This window comes from Defluviicoccus vanus (genome assembly GCF_014672695.1).
In the GTDB taxonomy this organism is placed as follows: Bacteria; Pseudomonadota; Alphaproteobacteria; order Rhodospirillales; family Defluviicoccaceae; genus Defluviicoccus; species Defluviicoccus vanus.
In genome coordinates, this window is sequence record NZ_CP053923.1 from 1,482,460 (window position 1) to 1,505,633 (window position 23,174).

General features: G+C 65.6%; 20 protein-coding genes, 2 pseudogenes and 2 CRISPR repeat arrays. Of the genes and pseudogenes, 15 read left to right on the top strand and 7 right to left on the bottom strand.

The features are described 5' to 3' along the window. The first annotated feature begins 61 nt into the window (after positions 1–61). The 9 genes and pseudogenes from cas4g/cas1g (at position 62) to HQ394_RS06755 (ending at position 12,860) form a co-directional block, all read left to right on the top strand. Positions 62–1,768, top strand: coding sequence for a CRISPR-associated endonuclease Cas4g/Cas1g (gene cas4g/cas1g, locus HQ394_RS06715; protein ID WP_190262625.1), 1,707 nt, complete (start codon positions 62–64; stop codon positions 1,766–1,768). A gap of 71 nt (positions 1,769–1,839) precedes the next feature. Continuing rightward, positions 1,840–2,136 (top strand): CRISPR-associated endonuclease Cas2, encoded by a 297-nt coding sequence (cas2, locus tag HQ394_RS06720; protein WP_190262626.1) that lies wholly within the window; start codon positions 1,840–1,842, stop codon positions 2,134–2,136. Between the two features lie 218 nt (positions 2,137–2,354). Next, positions 2,355–4,451: direct repeats of the CRISPR family, unit length 36 nt; unit sequence ACTTCCGCGGCAGTAATGCCGCGGCCTCATTGAAGC. A 132-nt stretch (positions 4,452–4,583) separates the two neighbouring features. Then, the gene (tnpB, locus tag HQ394_RS06725) at positions 4,584–5,318 is read left to right on the top strand and encodes an IS66 family insertion sequence element accessory protein TnpB (RefSeq protein ID WP_190262627.1); all 735 of its coding nucleotides are present in this window, start codon (positions 4,584–4,586) and stop codon (positions 5,316–5,318) included. Between the two features lie 71 nt (positions 5,319–5,389). Continuing rightward, a pseudogene (gene tnpC, locus HQ394_RS06730) lies at positions 5,390–7,001 on the top strand (IS66 family transposase). Between the two features lie 86 nt (positions 7,002–7,087). After that, positions 7,088–8,162: direct repeats of the CRISPR family, unit length 36 nt; unit sequence ACTTCCGCGGCAGTAATGCCGCGGCCTCATTGAAGC. A gap of 198 nt (positions 8,163–8,360) precedes the next feature. After that, positions 8,361–8,678 (top strand): transposase, encoded by a 318-nt coding sequence (locus HQ394_RS06735; protein ID WP_190262628.1) that lies wholly within the window; start codon positions 8,361–8,363, stop codon positions 8,676–8,678. After that, positions 8,675–9,028 (top strand): IS66 family insertion sequence element accessory protein TnpB, encoded by a 354-nt coding sequence (tnpB, locus tag HQ394_RS06740; protein WP_190260124.1) that lies wholly within the window; start codon positions 8,675–8,677, stop codon positions 9,026–9,028. The genes HQ394_RS06735 and tnpB (HQ394_RS06740) overlap by 4 nt, the downstream gene beginning before the upstream one ends. A 72-nt stretch (positions 9,029–9,100) precedes the next feature. Further along, on the top strand, positions 9,101–10,711 hold the full coding sequence (gene tnpC / locus HQ394_RS06745; protein ID WP_190262629.1) for an IS66 family transposase: 1,611 nt from the start codon (positions 9,101–9,103) through the stop codon (positions 10,709–10,711). A 230-nt stretch (positions 10,712–10,941) separates the two neighbouring features. Further along, entirely contained in the window at positions 10,942–12,147 is a 1,206-nt protein-coding gene (cmr1, locus tag HQ394_RS06750; RefSeq protein WP_190262630.1) for a type III-B CRISPR module RAMP protein Cmr1, read from the top strand. After that, positions 12,144–12,860, top strand: a complete 717-nt coding sequence (locus HQ394_RS06755) for a type III-B CRISPR-associated protein Cas10/Cmr2 (RefSeq protein ID WP_190262631.1) — start codon at positions 12,144–12,146, stop codon at positions 12,858–12,860. Before cmr1 ends, HQ394_RS06755 begins: the two co-directional genes overlap by 4 nt. Positions 12,861–12,945: 85 nt before the next feature. On the opposite strand, the gene istB is transcribed toward HQ394_RS06755, so the two are convergent. The 7 genes and pseudogenes from istB to HQ394_RS06790 form a co-directional block, all read right to left on the bottom strand. Further along, positions 12,946–13,824, bottom strand: coding sequence for an IS21-like element helper ATPase IstB (gene istB, locus HQ394_RS06760; RefSeq protein ID WP_317628934.1), 879 nt, complete (start codon positions 13,822–13,824; stop codon positions 12,946–12,948). Then, positions 13,821–15,316 (bottom strand): annotated as a pseudogene (istA, locus tag HQ394_RS06765) (IS21 family transposase). Before istA ends, istB begins: the two are co-directional and overlap by 4 nt. A 165-nt stretch (positions 15,317–15,481) precedes the next feature. Next, positions 15,482–15,865, bottom strand: a complete 384-nt coding sequence (gene tnpA, locus HQ394_RS06770) for an IS66-like element accessory protein TnpA (RefSeq protein ID WP_190260387.1) — start codon at positions 15,863–15,865, stop codon at positions 15,482–15,484. Positions 15,866–15,991: 126 nt separating this feature from the next. Continuing rightward, positions 15,992–16,420: a hypothetical protein gene (locus tag HQ394_RS06775; RefSeq protein ID WP_190262632.1), complete on the bottom strand. Its 429-nt coding sequence runs from the start codon at positions 16,418–16,420 to the stop codon at positions 15,992–15,994. Next, complete coding sequence (locus tag HQ394_RS06780; protein WP_223291914.1) at positions 16,417–17,736, bottom strand: recombinase family protein; 1,320 nt, start codon at positions 17,734–17,736, stop codon at positions 16,417–16,419. The genes HQ394_RS06775 and HQ394_RS06780 overlap by 4 nt, the downstream gene beginning before the upstream one ends. Beyond that, positions 17,733–18,179 carry a DUF2924 domain-containing protein gene (locus HQ394_RS06785; RefSeq protein WP_190262633.1) on the bottom strand — a complete coding sequence of 149 codons (447 nt, stop codon included), beginning with the start codon at positions 18,177–18,179 and terminating at the stop codon, positions 17,733–17,735. The genes HQ394_RS06780 and HQ394_RS06785 overlap by 4 nt, the downstream gene beginning before the upstream one ends. A gap of 24 nt (positions 18,180–18,203) precedes the next feature. Then, positions 18,204–18,380 carry a hypothetical protein gene (locus HQ394_RS06790; protein ID WP_223291915.1) on the bottom strand — a complete coding sequence of 59 codons (177 nt, stop codon included), beginning with the start codon at positions 18,378–18,380 and terminating at the stop codon, positions 18,204–18,206. 327 nt (positions 18,381–18,707) lie between these two features. On the opposite strand from HQ394_RS06790, the gene HQ394_RS06795 reads away from it, so the two are divergent. The 6 genes from HQ394_RS06795 (at position 18,708) to HQ394_RS06825 (ending at position 23,173) form a co-directional block, all read left to right on the top strand. Then, on the top strand, positions 18,708–19,193 hold the full coding sequence (locus tag HQ394_RS06795; protein ID WP_190262634.1) for a hypothetical protein: 486 nt from the start codon (positions 18,708–18,710) through the stop codon (positions 19,191–19,193). A 1,419-nt stretch (positions 19,194–20,612) separates the two neighbouring features. Beyond that, entirely contained in the window at positions 20,613–21,539 is a 927-nt protein-coding gene (locus HQ394_RS06805; RefSeq protein WP_190262636.1) for a hypothetical protein, read from the top strand. A 115-nt stretch (positions 21,540–21,654) separates the two neighbouring features. Continuing rightward, positions 21,655–21,864: a hypothetical protein gene (locus tag HQ394_RS06810; RefSeq protein WP_190262637.1), complete on the top strand. Its 210-nt coding sequence runs from the start codon at positions 21,655–21,657 to the stop codon at positions 21,862–21,864. A gap of 132 nt (positions 21,865–21,996) precedes the next feature. Further along, positions 21,997–22,734 carry a sigma-70 family RNA polymerase sigma factor gene (locus tag HQ394_RS06815; protein WP_190262638.1) on the top strand — a complete coding sequence of 246 codons (738 nt, stop codon included), beginning with the start codon at positions 21,997–21,999 and terminating at the stop codon, positions 22,732–22,734. 92 nt (positions 22,735–22,826) lie between these two features. Continuing rightward, on the top strand, positions 22,827–23,027 hold the full coding sequence (locus tag HQ394_RS06820; protein ID WP_190263166.1) for a hypothetical protein: 201 nt from the start codon (positions 22,827–22,829) through the stop codon (positions 23,025–23,027). Between the two features lie 2 nt (positions 23,028–23,029). Further along, positions 23,030–23,173: a hypothetical protein gene (locus tag HQ394_RS06825; RefSeq protein WP_190262639.1), complete on the top strand. Its 144-nt coding sequence runs from the start codon at positions 23,030–23,032 to the stop codon at positions 23,171–23,173. The last annotated feature ends 1 nt before the right edge of the window (position 23,174 follow it).

The window sequence follows — 23,174 nt, forward strand, 5'->3', positions numbered from 1 at the left end:
CGTATTTGTCGATAATCATCCCCCGTTTAGGGCGCGCGCATGCGGGAGGGGGATCATCACCATGCCGGACACATCACAGCCCGAGTTGCCGCTGCCGGCGCCGCCGTTGCCGCCGGACATGCCGCATCTGCCGGCGCGGATGGTCAACGAGTTCGTCTACTGCCCGCGGCTCGCCTATCTTGAATGGGTGCAGGGCGAATGGGCCGACAGCGCCGATACTGCCGAGGGCCGGTTCCGCCATCGGCGCACCGACAAGCCGGCCGGCGACCTGCCCGACCCCGACGACATCGACGCCGACGACCGCATCCATGCCCGCTCGCTGACCATCGCCTCTGACCGCCTCGGCCTGATCGCCCGCATCGACCTGATCGAGAGTGACGACGGCGCCGTCATCCCGGTCGACTACAAGCGCGGCAAGCGGCCGCACGTGACGACGGGTGCCTACGATCCCGAGCGGGTGCAGGTCTGCATCCAGGGGCTGATCCTCGAAGACCAGGGCTATCGCTGCGACGAGGGTGTTCTCTATTTCTGCGACAGCCGCGAGCGGGTGCGCGTCGTCTTCGATGACGATCTGCGCGCGCGTACCCGCGATGCGATCCACGGCCTCAGGCTGATCGCCGCCGGCCACCACATCCCGCCGCCGCTCGACGACAGCCCGAAGTGCCCCCGCTGCTCGCTGGTCGGCATCTGCCTGCCGGACGAGGTCAACTATTTCAAGCGCGGCCAGGTGAGCCCCCGCCCCCTCGCCGTCGGCCGCGACGACGCGCTACCGCTCTACGTCCAGGCAACCCGGGCGCGCATCGGCAAACAGGCCGAAACGCTCAAAATCGAGATCGAGGACCAGCCCTCGACGACGGCGCGACTGATCGACATCTCGCAGCTGGTGCTGATCGGCAACATCTCGATCACCACGCCGGTGGTGCACGAGCTGATGCGCCGCGACATCCCGGTCAGTTGGTACTCCTACGGCGGCTGGTTCCTCGGCCACACCGCCGGCACCGGCCACAAGAACGTCGAACTGCGCACCGCCCAGTACCGTGCCAGCTTCGATCCGGCGCAGTGCCTGGCGCTCGCCCGCGGCCTCGTCGCCGCCAAGCTGAGGAACGGCCGGACGCTGCTGCGCCGCAACTGGCGCGACGGCGATCCGCCGACAGCATTGCTCGATGACCTCAAACGCCAGGCCGAGCACGCGCTGCGCGCCCGCGGCCTGCCCGAGCTGCTCGGCATCGAAGGCTCGGGTGCGGCGGTCTACTTCCGCCACCTGCCCGGCGCCCTGAAGCGGGACGCGGACGAACCGGCGTTCGACTTCGAAACCCGCAATCGCCGGCCGCCCACCGACCCGGTCAACGCGCTGCTCTCGTTTGCCTATGCGATGCTGACGCGGACCTGGACCGTGACCTTGTCGGCGGTCGGCTTCGATCCCTACCGTGGCTTCTATCACCAGCCGCGCTACGGCCGCCCGGCGCTCGCCCTCGATCTGATGGAGCCGTTCCGGCCGCTGATCGCCGAGTCCGCCGTCATCCAGGCGATCAACAACGCCGAGGTGCAGGCGAACGACTTCGTCCGCGCCGGCCAGGCGGTTGCGCTGAAGCCGGACGGCCGCAAGCGGTTCATCGCCGCCTTCGAGCGCCGGCTGAACCACGAGGTGACCCACCCGCTGTTCGGCTATCGCCTGACTTACCGCCGGCTGATCGAGGTGCAGGCGCGGTTGCTCGGCCGCTGGCTCACGGGCGAAATCCCCGAATATCCGCAGTTCATCACCCGCTGAGCCAACTCCCCCTCGCCCGCAAAGCGGGAGAGGGCCGGGGTGAGGGCCTGTTACGCGATGGAGCCGGTTTCATGTACGACGAGGAACGCCTCTACATCGTCACCTACGACATCGCCGAGCCGAAGCGCTGGCGGCGCGTTTTCAAGCTGATGAACGGTTATGGCGAGTGGCTGCAGCTCTCGGTGTTTCAGTGCCGGCTGACGAAGAAGCGCAAGGTGGAACTGCAGGCGGCGCTGGCCGAACTGATCAACCACAACGCCGACCACGTCCTGTTGCTCGACCTGGGCCATGCCGATAAAGTCGAACTGCGGGTCGCCAGCCTCGGCAAGGTGTTCGCCGCGGTGGACCGGCAACCGATCATCGTCTGACGGGTTTGGTGTTTTTTTTGCCGTACTGCCGCGAGCGCTGTTGTGGCGTCAGAATCCCGGGCAGCGCTCGCAGCCCTCTAAGGCGTTGAGATATATGTGTTCTTGGACATCGTCAACCGTTAGCAAGGGGACTCGGACGACGCTTTTGCCCCTTGAAATCGGCAGCGCTCGCAAAGCCACTCCTGGCCCCTGTCAGTTCAACGTGTTACAAGCTGGCCACTTCCGCGGCAGTAATGCCGCGGCCTCATTGAAGCGTCAAGCCATTCGGCCTTCGCGTTTATGTCGATACAGACTTCCGCGGCAGTAATGCCGCGGCCTCATTGAAGCTCCCATATCACAGTGTCGCGCGACCATCGCAGGATACTTCCGCGGCAGTAATGCCGCGGCCTCATTGAAGCAGTCTCGCTCCCCCATGCGCGGACGTTTTGCACCTCGTCACTTCCGCGGCAGTAATGCCGCGGCCTCATTGAAGCTAAGTAATCTGCGTCGCGACCCCGTCCCAGCTCATAACTTCCGCGGCAGTAATGCCGCGGCCTCATTGAAGCGCCCTGGATTCTAGAGGTTCCTCTCTCCGCTCCATTATACTTCCGCGGCAGTAATGCCGCGGCCTCATTGAAGCATCCAGCGCGGCGCGAGTGAATCGTCCTTCGATGCCATCACTTCCGCGGCAGTAATGCCGCGGCCTCATTGAAGCCCAGTGGCGACGGCCGGTGCGAAAGGGCTGCTTCCCGACTTCCGCGGCAGTAATGCCGCGGCCTCATTGAAGCTTGGCTTGTCTGTCGTGATCGTGATCCCATCACGGGAGACTTCCGCGGCAGTAATGCCGCGGCCTCATTGAAGCAGTTGCTTGAGGTTGCCATCAGCCATCAGGGCGGCAAACTTCCGCGGCAGTAATGCCGCGGCCTCATTGAAGCTTGTTGCCTTCACGGGCGCTACAGAGCGCTGTTGCCAAACTTCCGCGGCAGTAATGCCGCGGCCTCATTGAAGCTGCCAAATGCCACCGCAACTCGCTCTCGAACTCGCGCCCTTCCGCGGCAGTAATGCCGCGGCCTCATTGAAGCCGGAACGTACTCGATCGTTCCTCAGCGAGCGCAAGCGGACTTCCGCGGCAGTAATGCCGCGGCCTCATTGAAGCCTCGGTCGGGGGCGTGGGCATCATCGTAATCCTGCTGGACTTCCGCGGCAGTAATGCCGCGGCCTCATTGAAGCGGGACGATATTCATAGCGCGCTAAAGTCCATTGTAAAGCCACTTCCGCGGCAGTAATGCCGCGGCCTCATTGAAGCCTCAGTATATAGAGTAATAAGCTCCCCCACCAGAACAACACTTCCGCGGCAGTAATGCCGCGGCCTCATTGAAGCGCACGGGGAGGCGAGTTGATGAACACAGAATCGTCACGGACTTCCGCGGCAGTAATGCCGCGGCCTCATTGAAGCGGAAATACACGTCTTGAGTGCAGCATTCGTCGCGCTGCACACTTCCGCGGCAGTAATGCCGCGGCCTCATTGAAGCCGAACGGCGTGCTGGAGTACCCGGCGCTGTGGGTGGCACTTCCGCGGCAGTAATGCCGCGGCCTCATTGAAGCTGAATGAAATCAAGAGCCAGAGCCGAAATGCGATCCACTTCCGCGGCAGTAATGCCGCGGCCTCATTGAAGCCATCCCCGATCAAGGCGCACGGTGATACGGTCACGGAGTACTTCCGCGGCAGTAATGCCGCGGCCTCATTGAAGCGATTTGAGCCGGCGACACGACCATCGGCGTGGTGCTGCTTCCGCGGCAGTAATGCCGCGGCCTCATTGAAGCGGGTCAGTCTTATCCGCCGCGTCCCCCTGCGCTGCCCTACTTCCGCGGCAGTAATGCCGCGGCCTCATTGAAGCCCCTGCGTAGGGGTGATCTTTACGCCCTTGGCGAATAACTTCCGCGGCAGTAATGCCGCGGCCTCATTGAAGCCATTCGTCACGCCCCTTGGCCTTGATACCGACCCCGACTTCCGCGGCAGTAATGCCGCGGCCTCATTGAAGCAGCCGCATTTCGGCGCGGCTGACCCAGCCTCGACCGCACTTCCGCGGCAGTAATGCCGCGGCCTCATTGAAGCGGATACATCCGAGACCGCCACGTGTTGCCGAGCCGCTACTTCCGCGGCAGTAATGCCGCGGCCTCATTGAAGCAGAGTGGCGCGTGGACGCCAAAAACGGAGATCGTCTGAACTTCCGCGGCAGTAATGCCGCGGCCTCATTGAAGCGAGACGGTGGCACAGCAACTGCTGGTGACTATGGTACACTTCCGCGGCAGTAATGCCGCGGCCTCATTGAAGCTCAAAAAGAAGGATGCCCGCGCCGCGTACCTTCTGTAAGCGGAGCTCTGACCCCACGTTGCGGCCGGTGATTGCTCGCGGATGATGGCGGCTCCCAGGACGGAGGCGCCGCGTGGATCGTTTGCCAAGTAAGGTGCCAATTAATTGGCAAAGCGCCCGTCAGGGCGAGGTACTGCCGTGGGGTGAGCGGCGGCGGCGGTGGAGCTGGGAGGAGAAGGCGCGGATCGTCGCCGAAAGTTTCGCCCCCGACGCCGTGGCGAGCGCGGTCGCCCGCCGGCACGGGCTGCACCGCAACCAGCTGTATGCCTGGCGGAAGGAGTTGCGCCAGGCGGCGGAGGCGGCGACGGCGGACGCGGTACCGCTCGACTTCGTGCCGGTAGTGGTGAGCGAGGGGCGTTGTCCAGCCGGCAGTCCGGCGATCGAGATCGAGCTTGCCGGTGCTCGGGTNGCGGGTGTCGCCGGGCGCCGATCCGGTGCTCCTGGCGGACGTGCTCCGGACGCTGAAGGCGCTCGGATGATCGTCCCGCCTTCAGGCGTCCGGGTGCTGGTGGCGACGCGGCCGGTCGACTTCCGCTGCGGCGCCGACCGACTCGCTTCGATCGTGCAGACGGCGCTGGGGCACGACCCCTTCTCCGGGACAATTTACGTCTTCCGTTGCAAACGATCGGACAGGCTGAAACTGCTCGTCTGGGACGGCAGCGGCTTGGTGATGGTGTGGAAACGGCTGGAGGCAGGCGTCTTTCGCTGGCCGCCGGTGACCGGGGGCGTGATGCGGCTGTCGGCGGCGCAGCTGGCGGCGCTGTTGGATGGCCTCGACTGGTCGCGGATGCACGCGCCGCGTCTCGGTCGACCGAAGAAGGCACAATAGGCTGTGCCGGCCTGCCGGGAAGCCACAAGAACTCTGGTAAGCGTCTGGCATCGTGCTTAGAATCGCCGCTCATGACCGACCTCGACGCGATCCCCGACGATCCTTCCGCGCTGCGCGCCGCGCTGCTGGCGATGCGGGCCGAGCTCGCCGCCGAGCGGGCCCCTGCGCCGCGGGCTGGAGGACCGGAACGAGCGGCTGCAGCACTTCATCCGCCAGCTGCAGCGGATGCAGTTCGGAAGGCGGTCGGAGGCGCTCGACCCCGACCAGCTGAACCTGGCGCTTGAAGACCTCGAGCAGGCGGTGGCGGAAGCCGACGCCGAGGCGGAGAAGGCCGATCCGCCGCGACGCGAGGCCCGCGCCCGCGAGCGGCGGCAGAACCGCGGCGCCCTGCCCGGACATCTGCCGCGGATCGAGGTGGTGATCGAGCCGCCGACGACCATCTGCCCGTGCTGCTCCGGTGCGATGCACATCATCGGCGAGGACCGCTCCGAACGCCTCGACGTGATCCCGATGCGCTGGCAGGTGATCGTCACCCGCCGGCCGAAGTACGGCTGCCGCGCCTGCGGGAGTGCTGTGGTGCAGGCGCCGGCGCCGCCGCGGCTGATCGAGGGCGGCCTGCCCACCGAACGGCTGGTGGCGCACGTGCTGGTGGCGAAATATGCCGACCATGCGCCGCTCTACCGCCAGGCACAGATGCTCGCCCGGCAGGGTATCGCCCTCGACCGCTCGACGCTGGCCTCCTGGGTCGGCACCGCGGCGGCCGAGTTGAAGCCGCTGTGGCGGCTGCTGCGCGACGATCTGCTCGGCTCGGCGAAGCTGTTCGTCGACGAGACGCCGGCACCGGTGCTCGATCCCGGCCGCGGCCGGACGAAGACCGGCTGGTTCTGGGCGATCGCCCGCGACGACCGGCCGTGGGGCGGCGCCGATCCGCCGGCGGTGGTGTTCACCTACGCACCCGGCCGCGGCCACGCGCACGCGGCCACGCTGCTGAAGGACTTCCGCGGCATCCTGCAGACCGACGCCTATGCCGCCTACAAGGCGGTGGCCGGGGCTGCGGGCGACGAAGCGGCTGCCGGCTCCGCCGACGGCGGCGTCCTCCTCGCTCACTGCTGGGCACACTGCCGCCGGCGATTCTACGAGGTCGCACAGAAGCGGCCGGCGCCGATCGCCCATGAGGCGCTGCGGCGGATCGCCGCGCTGTACGAGATCGAGGCGGAGATTCGCGGCAGGCCCGCCTGCGAACGGCGAGCCGTCCGGCAGGCGCGGACGAAGCCGCTGCTGGACGCGATGCGGCCATGGCTCGAGCAATGCCGGGCGCAGCTGTCGAAGAAGTCGCCGCTGGGCGAGGCGATCGGCTACCCGCTGAACCAGTGGGAGGGGCTGACCCTCTTCCTCGACGACGGCCGGATCGAGATCGACTCGAACGTCATCGAGCGCTCAATGAGGCCGATTGCTCTCAATCGCAAGAACGCACTCTTCGCCGGCCATGACCTGGGAGCGGAAAACTGGGCGGTGCTGGCGTCATTGATCGAGACCTGCAAGTGGCACGCGGTCAACCCGGAAGCCTGGCTCGCCGACGTGCTCGCCCGCCTCGTCTCCGGCTGGCCGAACCGCCGCCTCGCCGAGCTCACCCCCTGGGCATGGAAGGCCGAGCAGGACGCCCTCCACCGCGCCGCCGCGTGACCCATTCCGCTGCGGCCGAGGTCAAGACCGAGCACTCTGGCAAGCGAAAAGCAGGTGCGGCCGGAGCTTCGCTTACTACCTTCTCGACTTCCGCGGCAGTAATGCCGCGGCCTCATTGAAGCAAGTATCGTTCTCATTTTATCCCCTTCGATTGGCGCCACTTCCGCGGCATTAATGCCGCGGCCTCATTGAAGCGCCAGCGTAGCTCACGGAGGCGGCGGTAATGGAGTGACGGACTTCCGCGGCAGTAATGCCGCGGCCTCATTGAAGCCGGCGTAAAGCTCGGCGCCCCCGGCGGTGCCACTGCACTTCCGCGGCAGTAATGCCGCGGCCTCATTGAAGCACGTAATCGCACAAACGTTGCATATTAGCTCTCATGACACTTCCGCGGCAGTAATGCCGCGGCCTCATTGAAGCAAAAACACGTCCAGATGTATAGATCCCAAGCGACCCAGCACTTCCGCGGCAGTAATGCCGCGGCCTCATTGAAGCAACTCATAGACCGTAAGCAAGTCAAGCTGTGGCAAAGGTACTTCCGCGGCAGTAATGCCGCGGCCTCATTGAAGCAGGGCCGCATCGCCGATGCCCGCCGCCACCTCGCGGCACTTCCGCGGCAGTAATGCTGCGGCCTCATTGAAGCCTGTTAGGCGACACATCGATGGATGCGCCGATGAATACTTCCGCGGCAGTAATGCCGCGGCCTCATTGAAGCACGTGTTGCCCCCTCGCTCAATAACTCCCGTGGCGGCGACTTCCGCGGCAGTAATGCCGCGGCCTCATTGAAGCGTCGTCTGCACAATATTCGGAATTGAGCGGATAGATTACTTCCGCGGCAGTAATGCCGCGGCCTCATTGAAGCGGCGTCGAGCGGGCGGCTTGCCATCACTACTGCTGAGGCACTTCCGCGGCAGTAATGCCGCGGCCTCATTGAAGCGAACTGCAGTAGTTCGCTGCGCGACATGGGTTAGTTGCATAGACTTCCGCGGCAGTAATGCCGCGGCCTCATTGAAGCCCTCGAATGTCGCACTCGGCCGGTGTCCATGCCCATTGAACTTCCGCGGCAGTAATGCCGCGGCCTCATTGAAGCAGGCATTCGGCATCGGCATCGGCTCGCTGTTTGGCGGGACTTCCGCGGCAGTAATGCCGCGGCCTCATTGAAGCCTCGGCGATCTTGCGAGCGCGCTTGAGGTCCGGGTGTAAGCGGAGCTCTGACCCCACGTTGCGGCCGGTGATTGCTCGCGGATGATGGCGGCTCCCAGGACGGAGGCGCCGCGTGGATCGTTTGCCAAGTAAGGTGCCAATTAATTGGCAAAGCGCCCGTCAGGGCGAGGTACTGCCGTGGGGTGAGCGGCGGCGGCGGTGGAGCTGGGAGGAGAAGGCGCGGATCGTCGCCGAAAGTTTCGCCCCGACGCCGTGGCGAGCGCGGTCGCCCGCCGGCACGGGCTGCACCGCAACCAGCTGTATGCCTGGCGGAAGGAGTTGCGCCAGGCGGCGGAGGCGGCGACGGCGGACGCGGTACCGCTCGACTTCGTGCCGGTAGTGGTGAGCGAGGGGCGTTGTCCAGCCGGCAGTCCGGCGATCGAGATCGAGCTTGCCGGTGCTCGGGTGCGGGTGTCGCCGGGCGCCGATCCGGTGCTCCTGGCGGACGTGCTCCGGACGCTGAAGGCGCTCGGATGATCGTCCCGCCTTCAGGCGTCCGGGTGCTGGTGGCGACGCGGCCGGTCGACTTCCGCTGCGGCGCCGACCGACTCGCTTCGATCGTGCAGACGGCGCTGGGGCACGACCCCTTCTCCGGGACAATTTACGTCTTCCGTTGCAAACGATCGGACAGGCTGAAACTGCTCGTCTGGGACGGCAGCGGCTTGGTGATGGTGTGGAAACGGCTGGAGGCAGGCGTCTTTCGCTGGCCGCCGGTGACCGGGGGCGTGATGCGGCTGTCGGCGGCGCAGCTGGCGGCGCTGTTGGATGGCCTCGACTGGTCGCGGATGCACGCGCCGCGTCTCGGTCGACCGAAGAAGGCACAATAGGCTGTGCCGGCCTGCCGGGGAAGCCACAAGAACTCTGGTAAGCGTCTGGCATCGTGCTTAGAATCGCCGCTCATGACCGACCTCGACGCGATCCCCGACGATCCTTCCGCGCTGCGCGCCGCGCTGCTGGCGATGCGGGCCGAGCTCGCCGCCGAGCGGGCCCTGCGCCGCGGGCTGGAGGACCGGAACGAGCGGCTGCAGCACTTCATCCGCCAGCTGCAGCGGATGCAGTTCGGAAGGCGGTCGGAGGCGCTCGACCCCGACCAGCTGAACCTGGCGCTTGAAGACCTCGAGCAGGCGGTGGCGGAAGCCGACGCCGAGGCGGAGAAGGCCGATCCGCCGCGACGCGAGGCCCGCGCCCGCGAGCGGCGGCAGAACCGCGGCGCCCTGCCCGGACATCTGCCGCGGATCGAGGTGGTGATCGAGCCGCCGACGACCATCTGCCCGTGCTGCTCCGGTGCGATGCACATCATCGGCGAGGACCGCTCCGAACGCCTCGACGTGATCCCGATGCGCTGGCAGGTGATCGTCACCCGCCGGCCGAAGTACGGCTGCCGCGCCTGCGGGAGTGCTGTGGTGCAGGCGCCGGCGCCGCCGCGGCTGATCGAGGGCGGCCTGCCCACCGAACGGCTGGTGGCGCACGTGCTGGTGGCGAAATATGCCGACCATGCGCCGCTCTACCGCCAGGCACAGATGCTCGCCCGGCAGGGTATCGCCCTCGACCGCTCGACGCTGGCCTCCTGGGTCGGCACCGCGGCGGCCGAGTTGAAGCCGCTGTGGCGGCTGCTGCGCGACGATCTGCTCGGCTCGGCGAAGCTGTTCGTCGACGAGACGCCGGCACCGGTGCTCGATCCCGGCCGCGGCCGGACGAAGACCGGCTGGTTCTGGGCGATCGCCCGCGACGACCGGCCGTGGGGCGGCGCCGATCCGCCGGCGGTGGTGTTCACCTACGCACCCGGCCGCGGCCACGCGCACGCGGCCACGCTGCTGAAGGACTTCCGCGGCATCCTGCAGACCGACGCCTATGCCGCCTACAAGGCGGTGGCCGGGGCTGCGGGCGACGAAGCGGCTGCCGGCTCCGCCGACGGCGGCGTCCTCCTCGCTCACTGCTGGGCACACTGCCGCCGGCGATTCTACGAGGTCGCACAGAAGCGGCCGGCGCCGATCGCCCATGAGGCGCTGCGGCGGATCGCCGCGCTGTACGAGATCGAGGCGGAGATTCGCGGCAGGCCCGCCTGCGAACGGCGAGCCGTCCGGCAGGCGCGGACGAAGCCGCTGCTGGACGCGATGCGGCCATGGCTCGAGCAATGCCGGGCGCAGCTGTCGAAGAAGTCGCCGCTGGGCGAGGCGATCGGCTACCCGCTGAACCAGTGGGAGGGGCTGACCCTCTTCCTCGACGACGGCCGGATCGAGATCGACTCGAACGTCATCGAGCGCTCAATGAGGCCGATTGCTCTCAATCGCAAGAACGCACTCTTCGCCGGCCATGACCTGGGAGCGGAAAACTGGGCGGTGCTGGCGTCATTGATCGAGACCTGCAAGTGGCACGCGGTCAACCCGGAAGCCTGGCTCGCCGACGTGCTCGCCCGCCTCGTCTCCGGCTGGCCGAACCGCCGCCTCGCCGAGCTCACCCCCTGGGCATGGAAGGCCGAGCAGGACGCCCTCCACCGCGCCGCCGCGTGACCCATTCCGCTGCGGCCGAGGTCAAGACCGAGCACTCTGGCAAGCGAAAAGCAGGTGCGGCCGGAGCTTCGCTTACTACCTTCTCGACTTCCGCGGCAGTAATGCCGCGGCCTCATTTTCGTCATGGAACTGCTTTGGGAAATGATCCTGGGTGGATAAGACACCGAGCCTAGTACAGACTTGGCAGGGCGCGAACGATCGCATACCATGGCGCGAATAGGGGGATTGATTTGGTCAGCACGCTCACCGCAACGTTTGCCGTCATCACCCCGCTGTTCGGTGGCGGGGCCGATCAGACTACCCTGGCAGAACTGCGGCCACCGTCGATCAAGGGTGTGCTGCGCTTCTGGTGGCGTGCCTTGGCCTGGAGCCGCGACGGCGATCTGGGAGCACTCCGGTCGGAAGAGGCGAGGAATTTCGGCTCCGCTTGCGACGGCGACACGGGCGGACGGGCCAGTTTCCTCCTGCGCGTCACGGTGCCCTCGGCGCCGCGAGCGTCACGGCCCCCGGAGGTCCTGAGGGGCTCCGACGGCACGGTGATCGGCAACGGGGCCCGATACTTCGGCTACGGCCTAATGGCGGCGTTCCCCAGCAAGAAGGCTGGAACCGAGGCCGGCCAGCTGAGCCGCCCGTGCCTCTTGCCGCCTCTGGAGTTCACCGTCGACCTGGTGAGCCGCGGAGCACCCGAGCCAACTCTCGTCGATGCGCTGAAGCTGATGGGCCTCTTGGGCGGGCTCGGCAGCCGGACGCGGCGCGGCTGGGGCAGCCTGACGCTGACGTCGCTGAAGCAAGACAAGCAGGAGATCTGGCAGCAGCCGGGAACCCCGATGACNTACCGGAACAAGATCCGCGCGATCCTCTCTGTCGAGACGTTGCGCGACGACGAACCACCCTATTCGGCGTTCTGCAAACACACCCGCATCGACATCGTCGGTAAGGACAGCGACCCGCTTCGCCTGCTCAACCGCGTCGGCGAAGAGATGCTGCGTTATCGAAGCTGGGGCAGACCCGACAAATATGGCATCAACAGAGTTGGCAATATCGAGGTCGAACGGAATTTCGAGGACGATCACGACTGGTTCAAGGCCAGCGAGCGAGCCTCCGGCCTAGCCGATGGTCGGCCCAGACGCGCAATTTTCGGCCTGCCGCACAACTACTCTCAGCAGTTCCAGGTGACCGCGAAGGGCTTCGACCGTCGCGCCAGTCCTTTACTGGTGCACGTGCATCGGTTGACCGAGCAGAGCTACATCGCCGTCCTGATCGTTATGCGGAGCGCGTTTTTGCCGAAGGACGTGACATTGAAAGTGACGAACCGACGCACAGAAAGCTATCCCGACGCTGCTCCCGACTGGACCGTGCTCGACACCTTCATCGACGGCCGGAGCACGTCGAAGAACGCGCCATACTTCCCAGATCGACTCAAGGTGCTGCCGTGACGGCAGACGGCAAGCGCATCCTGCACTTCACCCTCGGGCCGGTGCAGGGGTTCGTGGCACAGGCACGGCGGACGCGAGACTTGTGGGCGGGTTCGTTCCTGCTGTCGTGGCTGGCCGGCCAGGCGATGGCCGCAGTCACTGAGGCGGGTGGCAGCATCGTCCTGCCGGACGTCACCGATGATCCGCTGCTTGCCGCAATCCACACTCTTCGCGGTGGCTTCGGCCCGGCGGTCGGCTCACTGCCCAACCGGTTCAAGGCGCAAGTGCCGGTGGGCTTCGACCCGCAGGACTGCCGAGCCGCCATCGATGCCGCCTGGCGCAAGCTCGCCAACCGGGTCTGGGACCGCTTCGTCGCCCGGGTGGCGGATCAGGGCCTCGACACCCAGACGATCTGGGACCGGCAGGTCGGCGGGTTCTGGGATCCGGCGTGGGTGATCGGTGACGACGCCGGCGACCGCACCGACCTGGCCTGGCTCGACCGGCGGAAGAACTGGCGAACGTGGCGGCCACCGGTGGAAGGCGGCGACCACTGCACGCTGATGGGCGATTGGCAGGAGTTGTCCGGCCACGTGCGTTCGGAGAGCACGGCGCAACGGCAGAGCCAGGACGCGTTCTGGACGAAATTGCGAGAGAAACTGCCTAACCCTCTCGACCTCGACGAACAGGGGCGCGTGTCAACGGCGGAGCAATTCTGGGCCACTGTAGCGGAGTAAAAGCAGGCCATTTGGGCGAGAGCGGTGCAATCACGGCAAGGGGCCCGATCGGGCCCCTTGCCGTGCGTCGGCTTTGCCTCGGGGATCAGGGCTTGCTGGTTTCGCCGGTCTCGGGATCGACGGTCTCGGCGGTGGTCTGGTTTTGCTCCGCCCGATCGGCTGCGGTGGGGGGACGACGACGTCCGGCGGATTGCTTCAACCGGTAGCTGTCGCCGTTCATGGTGAGGATATGGACGTGGTGGGTCAGGCGGTCGAGCAGCGCGCCGGTGAGCCGTTCCGATCCCAGCACCGAGGTCCAGTCCTCGAACGGCAGATTGGAGGTGACGAGGGTCGAGCCGCGCTCGTAGCGCTGGGAGAACACCTCGAACAGAAGTTCCGCCCCGGTCGGCGACAGCGGCAGGTAACCGAGTTCGTCGACGATGAGCAACATCACCGACTGGAGATCGCGTTGCAGCTTCAGCAAGCGGCGCTCGTCACGCGCCTCCATCAACTGGTGCACGAGGGCGGCTGCGGTGGTGAAGGCGACGGTGAACCCCTTCTGGCAGGCGGCAAGAGCGAGGGCGAGCCCGACATGGGTCTTGCCGGTGCCACTGTTGCCGAGCGCGATGACGTTCTCCCGGCGCAGGATGAACTCGCAGCGGGCCAGCTCGAGCACCAGCATCTTGTTGAGGCTGGGAATCGCGGTGAAGTCGAAGGTGTCGAGGCTTTTGACCGCCGGGAAGCGTGCTGCCTTGATCCGCCGCTCGACCATTCGGCGTTCTCGGTCGATCAGTTCGAGTTCCACCAGGCGCAGCAGATAGCGGGGATGATCGACGCCGTCGCGTGCGCATTCGCGGGCGATCTTGTCGTATTCCCGCAGAACGGTCGGCAGCTTCAACTGCTTGAGGTGATGCGCCAGCAGAACCTGCGGTGTGCCGCTTGTCGTTCCCGCCGGCATCGCATCAGCGCCCGCCTTGCCGGTCATGCCGTTGTCCCGGGAACGAGAACGGCGTAGTCAGCCGCCGCCGTCATCCTGACGTCCATTTTCGGCAGATGTGGATAGGCCGTCAGGTCGAGCCGGGCCGGCCGCTCGACGCGCGCCAGAGCAATCTGCTTGACCGCATCAAAGCCGATGACGCCGAGCCGGATCGCTTCGCTGACCGCGCTCGCCACCATCTCCATCGGGATCGCCTCCATCAGCCGCAGCACCTGGATGAACTCCCGCCTGCCGCGGTTGCCCATGCGCGCCTCGAGGAGATGGCGCAGGTGCTGGAACGCCTCCGGCAGATCCCAGTCTTTCAGCGCCGCCGCCTGGTCGAGGGCATTCGGCTTCGTCTCGATCAGCGCCAGATAGTGCAGCGGCTCGAATACGAAGGTGCCCGTGCCATAGCAGCGACGATGCCGGGCGATCGCCTCGCCGGCACAAAGGATCACCACCTCGTCGACGAAGCCCTTCACCACAACATCCCGGAAGCCGTATGCCGTCGGTACCGAGTAGTCGTTGCCGCGGTAGCGGACCAGGGCGGTCGATGAGACACGGGCCGCCCGCTTCTCGCTCGGCTCCAATGGCACCGCCGGCAAATCCCCGAAGGCTTCGAGGTCGGCGACGAGACGCTCGCCGATGGTTTCGCCGTGGCGACCGGCGCGTTCGCCTCGTCGCTGCCGGCAGCGCTCTTCCAGCATGGCATTGAGATCGTCGAAGCTTGCCGCCTGGGGGATCGGCGTCAGGAAGTTCGATCGAGCATACTTCACCAGCCCCTCGACCTTGCCCTTGTCGTTGCCCTTGCCGGGACGGCCGAAGCGATCCTGGAACAGGTAATGGCTCTGCAGTTCCGTAAAGGCCCGGGTGCGCTCCCGCCTGCCGTCGCCGCAGATCTTCGCCACCGCGAGCGTCGTGTTGTCGTAAAGCACCGACAACGGCACGCCGCCAAAGAAGGCGAATGCCGACACATGCCCGTCGAGGAAGGCTTCCGTCGTCTCCGCCGGATAGGCCTTCACGAAAGGAGTATCCGATTGCGGCAGGTCCATGCAGAAGAAGTGGATCTTCTGCCGGACGCCGCCGATCACGCCGATCGCCTCGCCAAAGTCGACCTGCGCATGACCGGACGGATGAGCCAGCGGCACGAAGGTCTCCCGCAATCTCCCCGAGCAACCCGGACGTAGTCCCTCACCACCGTCAGACCGCCGGCATAACCGTGCTCGTCGCGCAGTCGCTCGAAGATCCGCTTGGCCGAATGCCGCTGCTTCGAAGGCGCCGTCCTGTCGGCCTCGAGGATGGCGTCGATCACCGGCAGCAGCACCCCGAGCTTCGGCTTCTTCACCGGCTTCGTTCGCGTGTAGCCGGGCGGCAACGAGAACCGGCACATCTTCGAAACCGTCTCACGGCTCAGCCCGAACACCCGGGCCGCCTCACGCCGGCTGTTGCCCTCGATGAAAACGAAATGCCGAACGGCGGCGTAGACTTCCACGGCAAACATCCCCGGCCGCCCCCACAAAAAAGAGACAGCCTAACCACTGGCCGGATTTTACTCCGGCGCGGCAGCACCAATCGCCGCCGCTACCTGGCCTAATTTGTCACCGCCATACACAGAAGTCGACCGGCCGCGTCGCCACCAGCACCCGGACGCCTGAAGGCGGGACGATCATCCGAGCGCCTTCAGCGTCCGGAGCACGTCCGCCAGGAGCACCGGATCGGCGCCCGGCGACACCCGCACCCGAGCACCGGCAAGCTCGATCTCGATCGCCGGACTGCCGGCTGGACAACGCCCCTCGCTCACCACTACCGGCACGAAGTCGAGCGGTACCGCGTCCGCCGTCGCCGCGTCCGCCGCTTGGCGCAACTCCTTCCGCCAGGCATACAGCTGGTTGCGGTGCAGCCCGTGCCGGCGGGCGACCGCGCTCGCCACGGCGTCGGGGGCGAAACTTTCGGCGACGATCCGCGCCTTCTCCTCCCAGCTCCACCGCCGCCGCCGCTCACCCCACGGCAGTACCTCGCCCTGACGGGCGCTTTGCCAATTAATTGGCACCTTACTTGGCAAACGATCCACGCGGCGCCTCCGTCCTGGGAGCCGCCATCATCCGCGAGCAATCACCGGCCGCAACGTGGGGTCAGAGCTCCGCTTACGAAACGTCGGTCATGACCCGATGCTCCTTCAGCCGGTGGTCGCCAGGAGCCTTCTCTGCGCCTCCCACCCAATCGGCATCGCTCGCGTCAACTCTTCCAACTGCATGCCCTTCGGTTGATGGCCGTCGAGGATTGCCTCCTGGATATCCGGTGCCAGCAGCGTCAACCGCAGCAACCGGTTCACGAAGCTGCGGGTGACGCGCTCGGCTTCGGCGATCTCTTGTGCCGAGCGATACGGGCCGTCCTCCAGCATCCGCTTCCACCGATGGGCCCGCGCCAGCGCGCGTATCAGCGTCTCATCGTGCCGCGGTTTCGCCAGCGCCCACGCGTCGCCGCCGTCGGGCGCGATGATCACCTTGCGGCCGCCGCGGCGCTTCCAGGTCATCGGGATAGTGACGATGATGGTCGTGCCGTCGAGCTCCCAGTTGGCGCGGGCGATTTTGCGGTTTGCTTTCATGCCGCTACCCTCAGCCTGAGTTCCTCGACAAGCGTCTGCAGCCCCTCGGCGCGCAGCCGCACCTGCAAACCGTCTGGCGACAAGTCGACCCGCTCCACCAGTAGCCGAACGATGCGCGCCTGCTCAGCCGGAAACAGCTCGTCCCACAGCGGCGCGAAGTCGGTGAGCGTCTGGATCACCTCGCGCTCAGGAGTCTCGCTCTTCGCCTCGGCCCACGTGCGCGCGATGACCTCGGGCGTCTGCAGAAGGTGCCGCACCTGCGCGACAACCGCCTCTTCGATCTCGGCCGCTGGCGCGCTGCGCACCGGGCATTCCGCGTAGCCCTGGCGGATCGCGTCGGTGGCGACGTAGTAGCGGTACAGCTTGCCTGCTTTCCGCGTGTGCGACGGCGTCATCGCGTGCCCGCCCGGTGCGAAAATCAGGCCGCGCAACAGGGCCGGCGTCTGGGCGCGGGTGCCATTGGCGCGAGCAACGGTGTTCTCGGCGAGGATGGCGTGGACCTTGTCCCAGGTCGCGCGGTCGATGATCGCCTGGTGCTCGCCGGGATGGCTCTTGCCTTTGTGTACAGCCTCGCCGAGGTAGACGCGGTTGTTGATGATTTTATAGAGAGCACACTTGTCGATCGGCTTTCCCTGCCGGTGATTGCCGTCCTGTGTTGTCCACGATTTCGTCGTATGCCCGGCGCGGCGCAGCTCCTGCGCCAACTTCGTCGCCGAGCCGACGCGCAGGAACCGCTTGAAGATCAGCCGGACGAGCTCAGCCTCGGTCTCGTTCACCACCAACTTGCGATCGACCACGTCATAGCCGAGCGGCGGCGTGCCGCCCATCCACATGCCGCGCGCCCGAGACGCCGCGAACTTGTCGCGGATGCGCTCGCCGATCACCTCTCGCTCAAACTGGGCGAACGACAAGAGGATGTTCAGCGTGAGGCGGCCCATCGAGGTGGTGGTGTTGAACGCCTGCGTCACCGACACGAACGACACGCTGTGCCGCTCGAAGACCTCGACGATGCGGGCGAAATCGGTGAGCGAGCGCGACAGCCGGTCGACCTTGTAGACGACGATGACATCGATCGTGCCGTTCTCGACGTCGCGCAGCAGCCGTTGCAGCGCCGGGCGTTCCAGGGTGCCACCGGAGAAGCCGCCGTCGTCATAACGATCACCAACGAGGATCCAGCCCTCGTGCTTCTGGCTGGCGATGTACGACAGCCCCGCCTCGCGCTGGGCGTCGAGGGAGTTGAACTCCATGTCGAGTCGTTCGTCGGTCGAGACGCGCGTATAGATGGCGCTTCGGACTTTGCGGACGGGTGCCTTCACTTGCCGCTCCGATGATTGCGAAGTCCAAACCAGAGCGGCCCATTCCAGCGTGTGCCAGTGATGGTGCGGGCGATGGCGGACAGCGACTTGAACCGCCGGCCCTGATACTCGAAACCGTCGTCGAGCACGGTCGCAGTGTGCTCCACGCCCTGCCACTCGCGTATCAGCCGGGTGCCGACGATCGGGCGATCGCCCTTGCGCACCGGCTGCTTGCCCTTGACCCGCCGGTCCTCTTCTTCGATCAGTTCCTTCAGCTTCGCTTCGGCGCGCGCCGAAAGACCGCCGTAGGCCAGTTCCTGGATGCGATAGGCGAGGCGCTTAACCAGGAACGGCTTGTTGTAGGGCGGCGGTTCGCGATCGTAGAGGTCGCGCCACAGCTGCTTCAAATCCGCCATTGATTTCTCCGGCAGGGCCGCGACCTGCGCTAACACGCTGTCACACATGGAGTTTTCGTCTCCGTCCAAGGTTTAGCCATGGACGCTCTGGTCGGCGGGGAAGTCCAGGGAACTTTCTCCGGATCGCCGGGCTTCGGCCTCACGCTGCCGCGCGCGCAGTCGGATCAGGCCGGCAGCGAGAATCTCGCCGATCTCGGTCAGGCGCTCGGCGGCGGACATGCGGTCGGGGGACAAGGCATTCGAGGACATTCCGTTCAGCTCCGCGCTGGGGATGGATTGCTGTCACCCTCTCGGCAACGGCTCGTTTCCCTAATGAAACGCGGGCTTGCTGAGCAGATTGGGACAGGATGCGTGTGCCACGGATCGATTCGGGCCGACGATCTAGCGTGAGCCGGGTGGGGTTCTGCACAAACCTCCTGCAGGGCCGGTTTATCTCAGCGGCTTCCTCCCCCTCCGAGCATGGCTCGGTTGCCCAGACAAATCTGTTATGTTAGATGCGCGAGAAATGACTCAAGCGCTTTCCTCACAGAAGCAACTCTGATACAACTACCGTCATCTGCAGGAGGATGGGCAATCATGAAGGATAACGTTAGCGATGCGGCGGTGCGGCGCGCCATACAGCGACGCCAGGAGCTCGAGGAGGAAATCCGGCAGATCGACCTGTTCCTGTCCCTGTATGAAAGGTTTGCTGGCCAGCCTGTGGCGGTTCGGAATCTCCCTGGCACTGAGCTTCAAGAATCTGGTGAGAATGAGCCGGGCTCGCCGGATGACATCGCGGTCGGCGGCGGGATGACGCAGAAGGACTTCATCGAGCTCGCACGCGAACTCCTCTTGGAGATCGGGCGGCCGGTGAATGGTCCTGGCCTGCTTCGGAAGTTCCACGAGAAGGGCCGCCGTATTGGCGGAGCCGATGAGATGAAAAACCTCACGACCAAGGTTTGGCGCGCAAGAGACGTGATCATCAAGATTCCTGGGGCGGGCTATTGGCCGGCGGATGTGCCGTGCCCGGCGGTGAGCTATGTGCCGCCGAAGAACGCCAAGAAGGAAGGCGCCGAAGAGTGATTGCCTAACGTGCTGAACCAAAGTCGGAAATGACGCATTTTCCCGATCTGGATTAACAACTGTCAACGAGGAGACCCTAGGTGTCGCAGCTTCGCTTCCGGAACTTCGGCAACCTGTCCTTCCTACAGTCGGTGGACAAGCCCCAATTCCTGAGCCGGCTGTTGGCGGAGCATTCAGCATACTTCGAGCGACACGGCATCGACGTCGGTGCCCTCACCAACGGCGACGCCTGCGCGCGCCGGCTGCTCGAAGTCTTCACGCAGCCGGACGATGCGATGCCGGGCACCTTGCTGCAGGCCATCCACCTGCTCGATGCGCTGGCCGATGAGGCCGGGCATGAACGGATTCTCGAAGAGGCGAGGAGGTGCAGCGTCGATCTCGGCGCTATGCCCGACGATCTGTGTCCCGGTGATTTCGCGTTGGCCGTCTGGTTGGAACACCCGTGGCTGGTCCGCGTCTGCCGAGAGAAGACGGTGTGCCAGAGTTTCAAACGTTACTACGAATTCCGCTCGCCCGACGGACGGCGCCTGGACCTCTCGACCGTGAAGGCGAAGATCGGGGAGTTACAGGAGATCCTCGGACCCTGGTTCGATTCCCGGCAGCGCACCCCCACCTGCGAGGTCTTCGTCTACGAAGAGGGGACCGAGATTCGGTGCCTCGTAACCCATGGCGCTCTGTATCGGACTGACGGAACTATCACTGCGAAGCTGCAACGGGAGCGNATCGGCTACAGGCCGCAGCGGCACGACTCGATCATCTACGATACCGATAGTGGCATTCTGAAAATCCATGCCCAGTTCGCGACGGAGCGGATGGCCTACCGCGAGGCGTTCGGACGGGTTCTGTTCGAAGATCCGGCCTATTTCCCTGAGGGGCCAACCTACACATTGGAATGCCTGCGGACCAACGGCGGCAGCTTGGCCGTGGTCGCGGGCATGCGAAGCGTCCGGCTGACCGAGGTGTGGATCGAGTCGCACACCGACAAATGCCGCCAGCAGATCCTGAAAGGAGTTGACCTGACGGAAATGGTGGCGGGCCGCGGCCCCATCGACCTCGCCGGAGGCGAAATCGTCCGAGCCGGCTTCAGCATAGGATACTCGAGTGGCGGGCGTGCCCGGAGGCTCGAAGTCTGCCTGCCCAATGTGGCCGATCACGATCGCGATCGGGACGGTACTGTGGTCGAGGCCTTTTTGCGCGCCAACCACTTCATCGCAACGGAACCAGATGGGGACGGGTCTGGAAGGCTTGTGGCAGCGGCTTGAGACCAGTTTTCCGCTCGCTGGTCCCCGGCGCCATCTTCAGTGTGAACTCGGCACTGATATCGTCGCGGTCCTTGAACGGATGGGCGTTCTCAAGCAGCGACGGTTGGCGGACACCTATCCCTGCTCCGGACCGCGGGGCGAGGGCTGCCCGCGGCAAGTGATCGAGATCGACGGCGAGTACCACGCCGTATGCGGCAACAGCCCGGCTGACTGCACCGACATCATCCTCGCCCCGGCGGACATCGCGTTCCTCGCGGTCGATCCGGTGAGCTTATGCCGTGGCATCGCATCGGCGCTTCAGATCTATGCGATCGCCGAGGCGGTCGCCATGATCGTTGATGCCTATCGGGTCGGCACGTTCATTCCCGAACCTGGCATCAAACATCCCGTCTTCTTCTTGGTGCGGACCAGCGCGCGGCGTTATGCCGAAGCGCTCGACGCGCTCCGTTCGCGCCAGGATGGTGATCCGTTCGCCGTGCTGGTGCCGACCGATCGCTTTCTCAGCGACGATGTCGGCCGATCGATGCGCCGCGCCGGAGTGACGGTACTCGCATTGGCCGAGGTGATCGGGCTGAGTAACGGCCACCTCTCGGCACTGGCCGATCCCCTTCGGCTGTTCGGCGGACTTGGGCAGAAGCCTGCTCCATTCGGACGCTCGCCGGAGATCGTCGCGCAGGCACTGGTGCGGGATGCCGGACAGCCGCCCCACTGGGCGGATCTCGATCAGCAGCGATATGAAGACCTACTGGCGAACGCCCATCAGTATGATGTCTTTGCCGACGAGCGCGACAGGAGCGTCCGCAAGAAATCCGGCAAACTCCGTCGAGACGTTCAGGTTTCCCACTTCCGCTCCATCCGTGCGGCGGTGACCAAGACGGGCTACTTCGACCCTAACATCGAGGGGCCGGACATGACATCCGGCAAACAGACCTTCCAGCGTGCCCGCCCCATCTTCGACATTAAATCGGGCAGATCCTCCTGGCAAATTTTCACCAGCATCAGGACCGAGGAGAAACACACGGTTTACAGCTTCTCTCCCGACGCCGACGTGTCCTTCGCCTTCATTTTTCTGCCGGAATCATGAAATCCGGCCGTGAACCGCGCCGATACAGCCTCCATACAGACCCCATACACTTCGCATACAGCCCCCTCGTCCATCCTGCCGTCTGTGACACGCACCCAATCATACGGAGGTGGAAATGGACGAGACGGAATGGCGCTGCCGCCACTGCGGCAAGCTCCTCGGAATGCTGCGTGATGGCCGGCTGCATCTCCGGTTCGCCCGCGGCCATGAATATCTGGTCGGCTTTCCGACCACCGGCGTCTGCCGCGGCTGCCGGACCCTGAACGAATTCTCCGACCCGACAGCAATCCCAGCGCCCGCGTCCGCACCGGTGGCGCGCCGCTGATCGCCGTGTTCGATCTTTACTCCTTCCCAGAGGCGCGTGACGCCCTGACCCGGCCAGAAGGAGGCGCTGGACGCCCGGCCGCAAGGCAGGCGTCCCGTGCGAGCCCTCTGGCGGTCGCTTCATGCGAATCTCGTGCAGTCTCTCGAACCCCTCACGGTCAAGATGCAGTTCGACGCCTTGCGCCAGGCGCGGCCCGAACTGCGCGGCTTCGTCGAGCCTAGCGCCCTTCTCGATCACCTCTACGACCTCTCGGTCGACCGCGACGAGAAGGATCGCGCCCTCGCCGGCCTGGTGACGGTTGCCCAGGGAGCCGACCCGGCTCGCGAACTGGCCGTGATCCTGCTGTGGCTGGCCCTCTGGCCGGGGCTGGATGCGCTGTACCGGCGCCTCTGGCGGCATTTCGCCGCCGCGCCGGACGAGCTCGTCTCGGAGATCTCCGAGCGGTTCATAGCCGGAATTCATCGCCTGGACCTCGGCCGGGTCCGCCGGATCGCGGCGACCCTGCTCATGAATGTGGAACGCGACATCCGGGCGGATCTTCGGAAGAGTTGGGCCGAGGCGGCCCGGCGAGACGAGTTGCCGGAAGACGGCACCGAGATCGACAGCGCGGCCGGCACGATGCCGCCGACCGTCCGGCCGGACTCCGTCTTCGGCCTGCCGCCCGGCGTCGACGCAGACATCGCCGCCGCCATGATCCGCGAGACCCTGGCCGCCATGATCGGGGATGACGCGGATCTGGTGGTCGCCGTTGTGATCGTCGGCGAGGGGCAACGCGAAGCCGGTGGCCGCCTCGGGATCAGTCATGACGCCGCACGCAAACGCTACCAACGCTCGATGGACCGCCTCCGTCTCATCATGGAGGGAAGGTGATGGCGGCCTGTCCCAATTCGATGCGGCAGGGCGCGTTTTCCAGATCGAGCGTGCCGATCAATCGGCGCGGCTCTGCTTCAGGAAACCGTCCGATGAACCAAGTCACTTCGTCACCGCCGTCCGATCTGCGCCGGCTGCCGGGCCTGTTCCGCCGTTGGGAGCTGGCCCAGATCATCGAGGCCGGCCGGGACTACCGCATCGAGGATGCCGGAGAAGCCGGTGATGGCACCGTGCTCTTTGCCATCTACCGAAGTGTGCCCACCACCGACGCGGTCGCCAATGTGGAAAGCTGACGTTGGGGGATCCGTCGATCTTCGACTTAGCAGCGGAGCTCAATCAGCGTATCGCCGATCTGGCGCGCGAGATCCTGAGCGAGCCCGCCGCCATTTTCCTCGGCGAAATCCAGAGCGCGGTGCCGAAGAGAGCGAGCATTGGCTGAC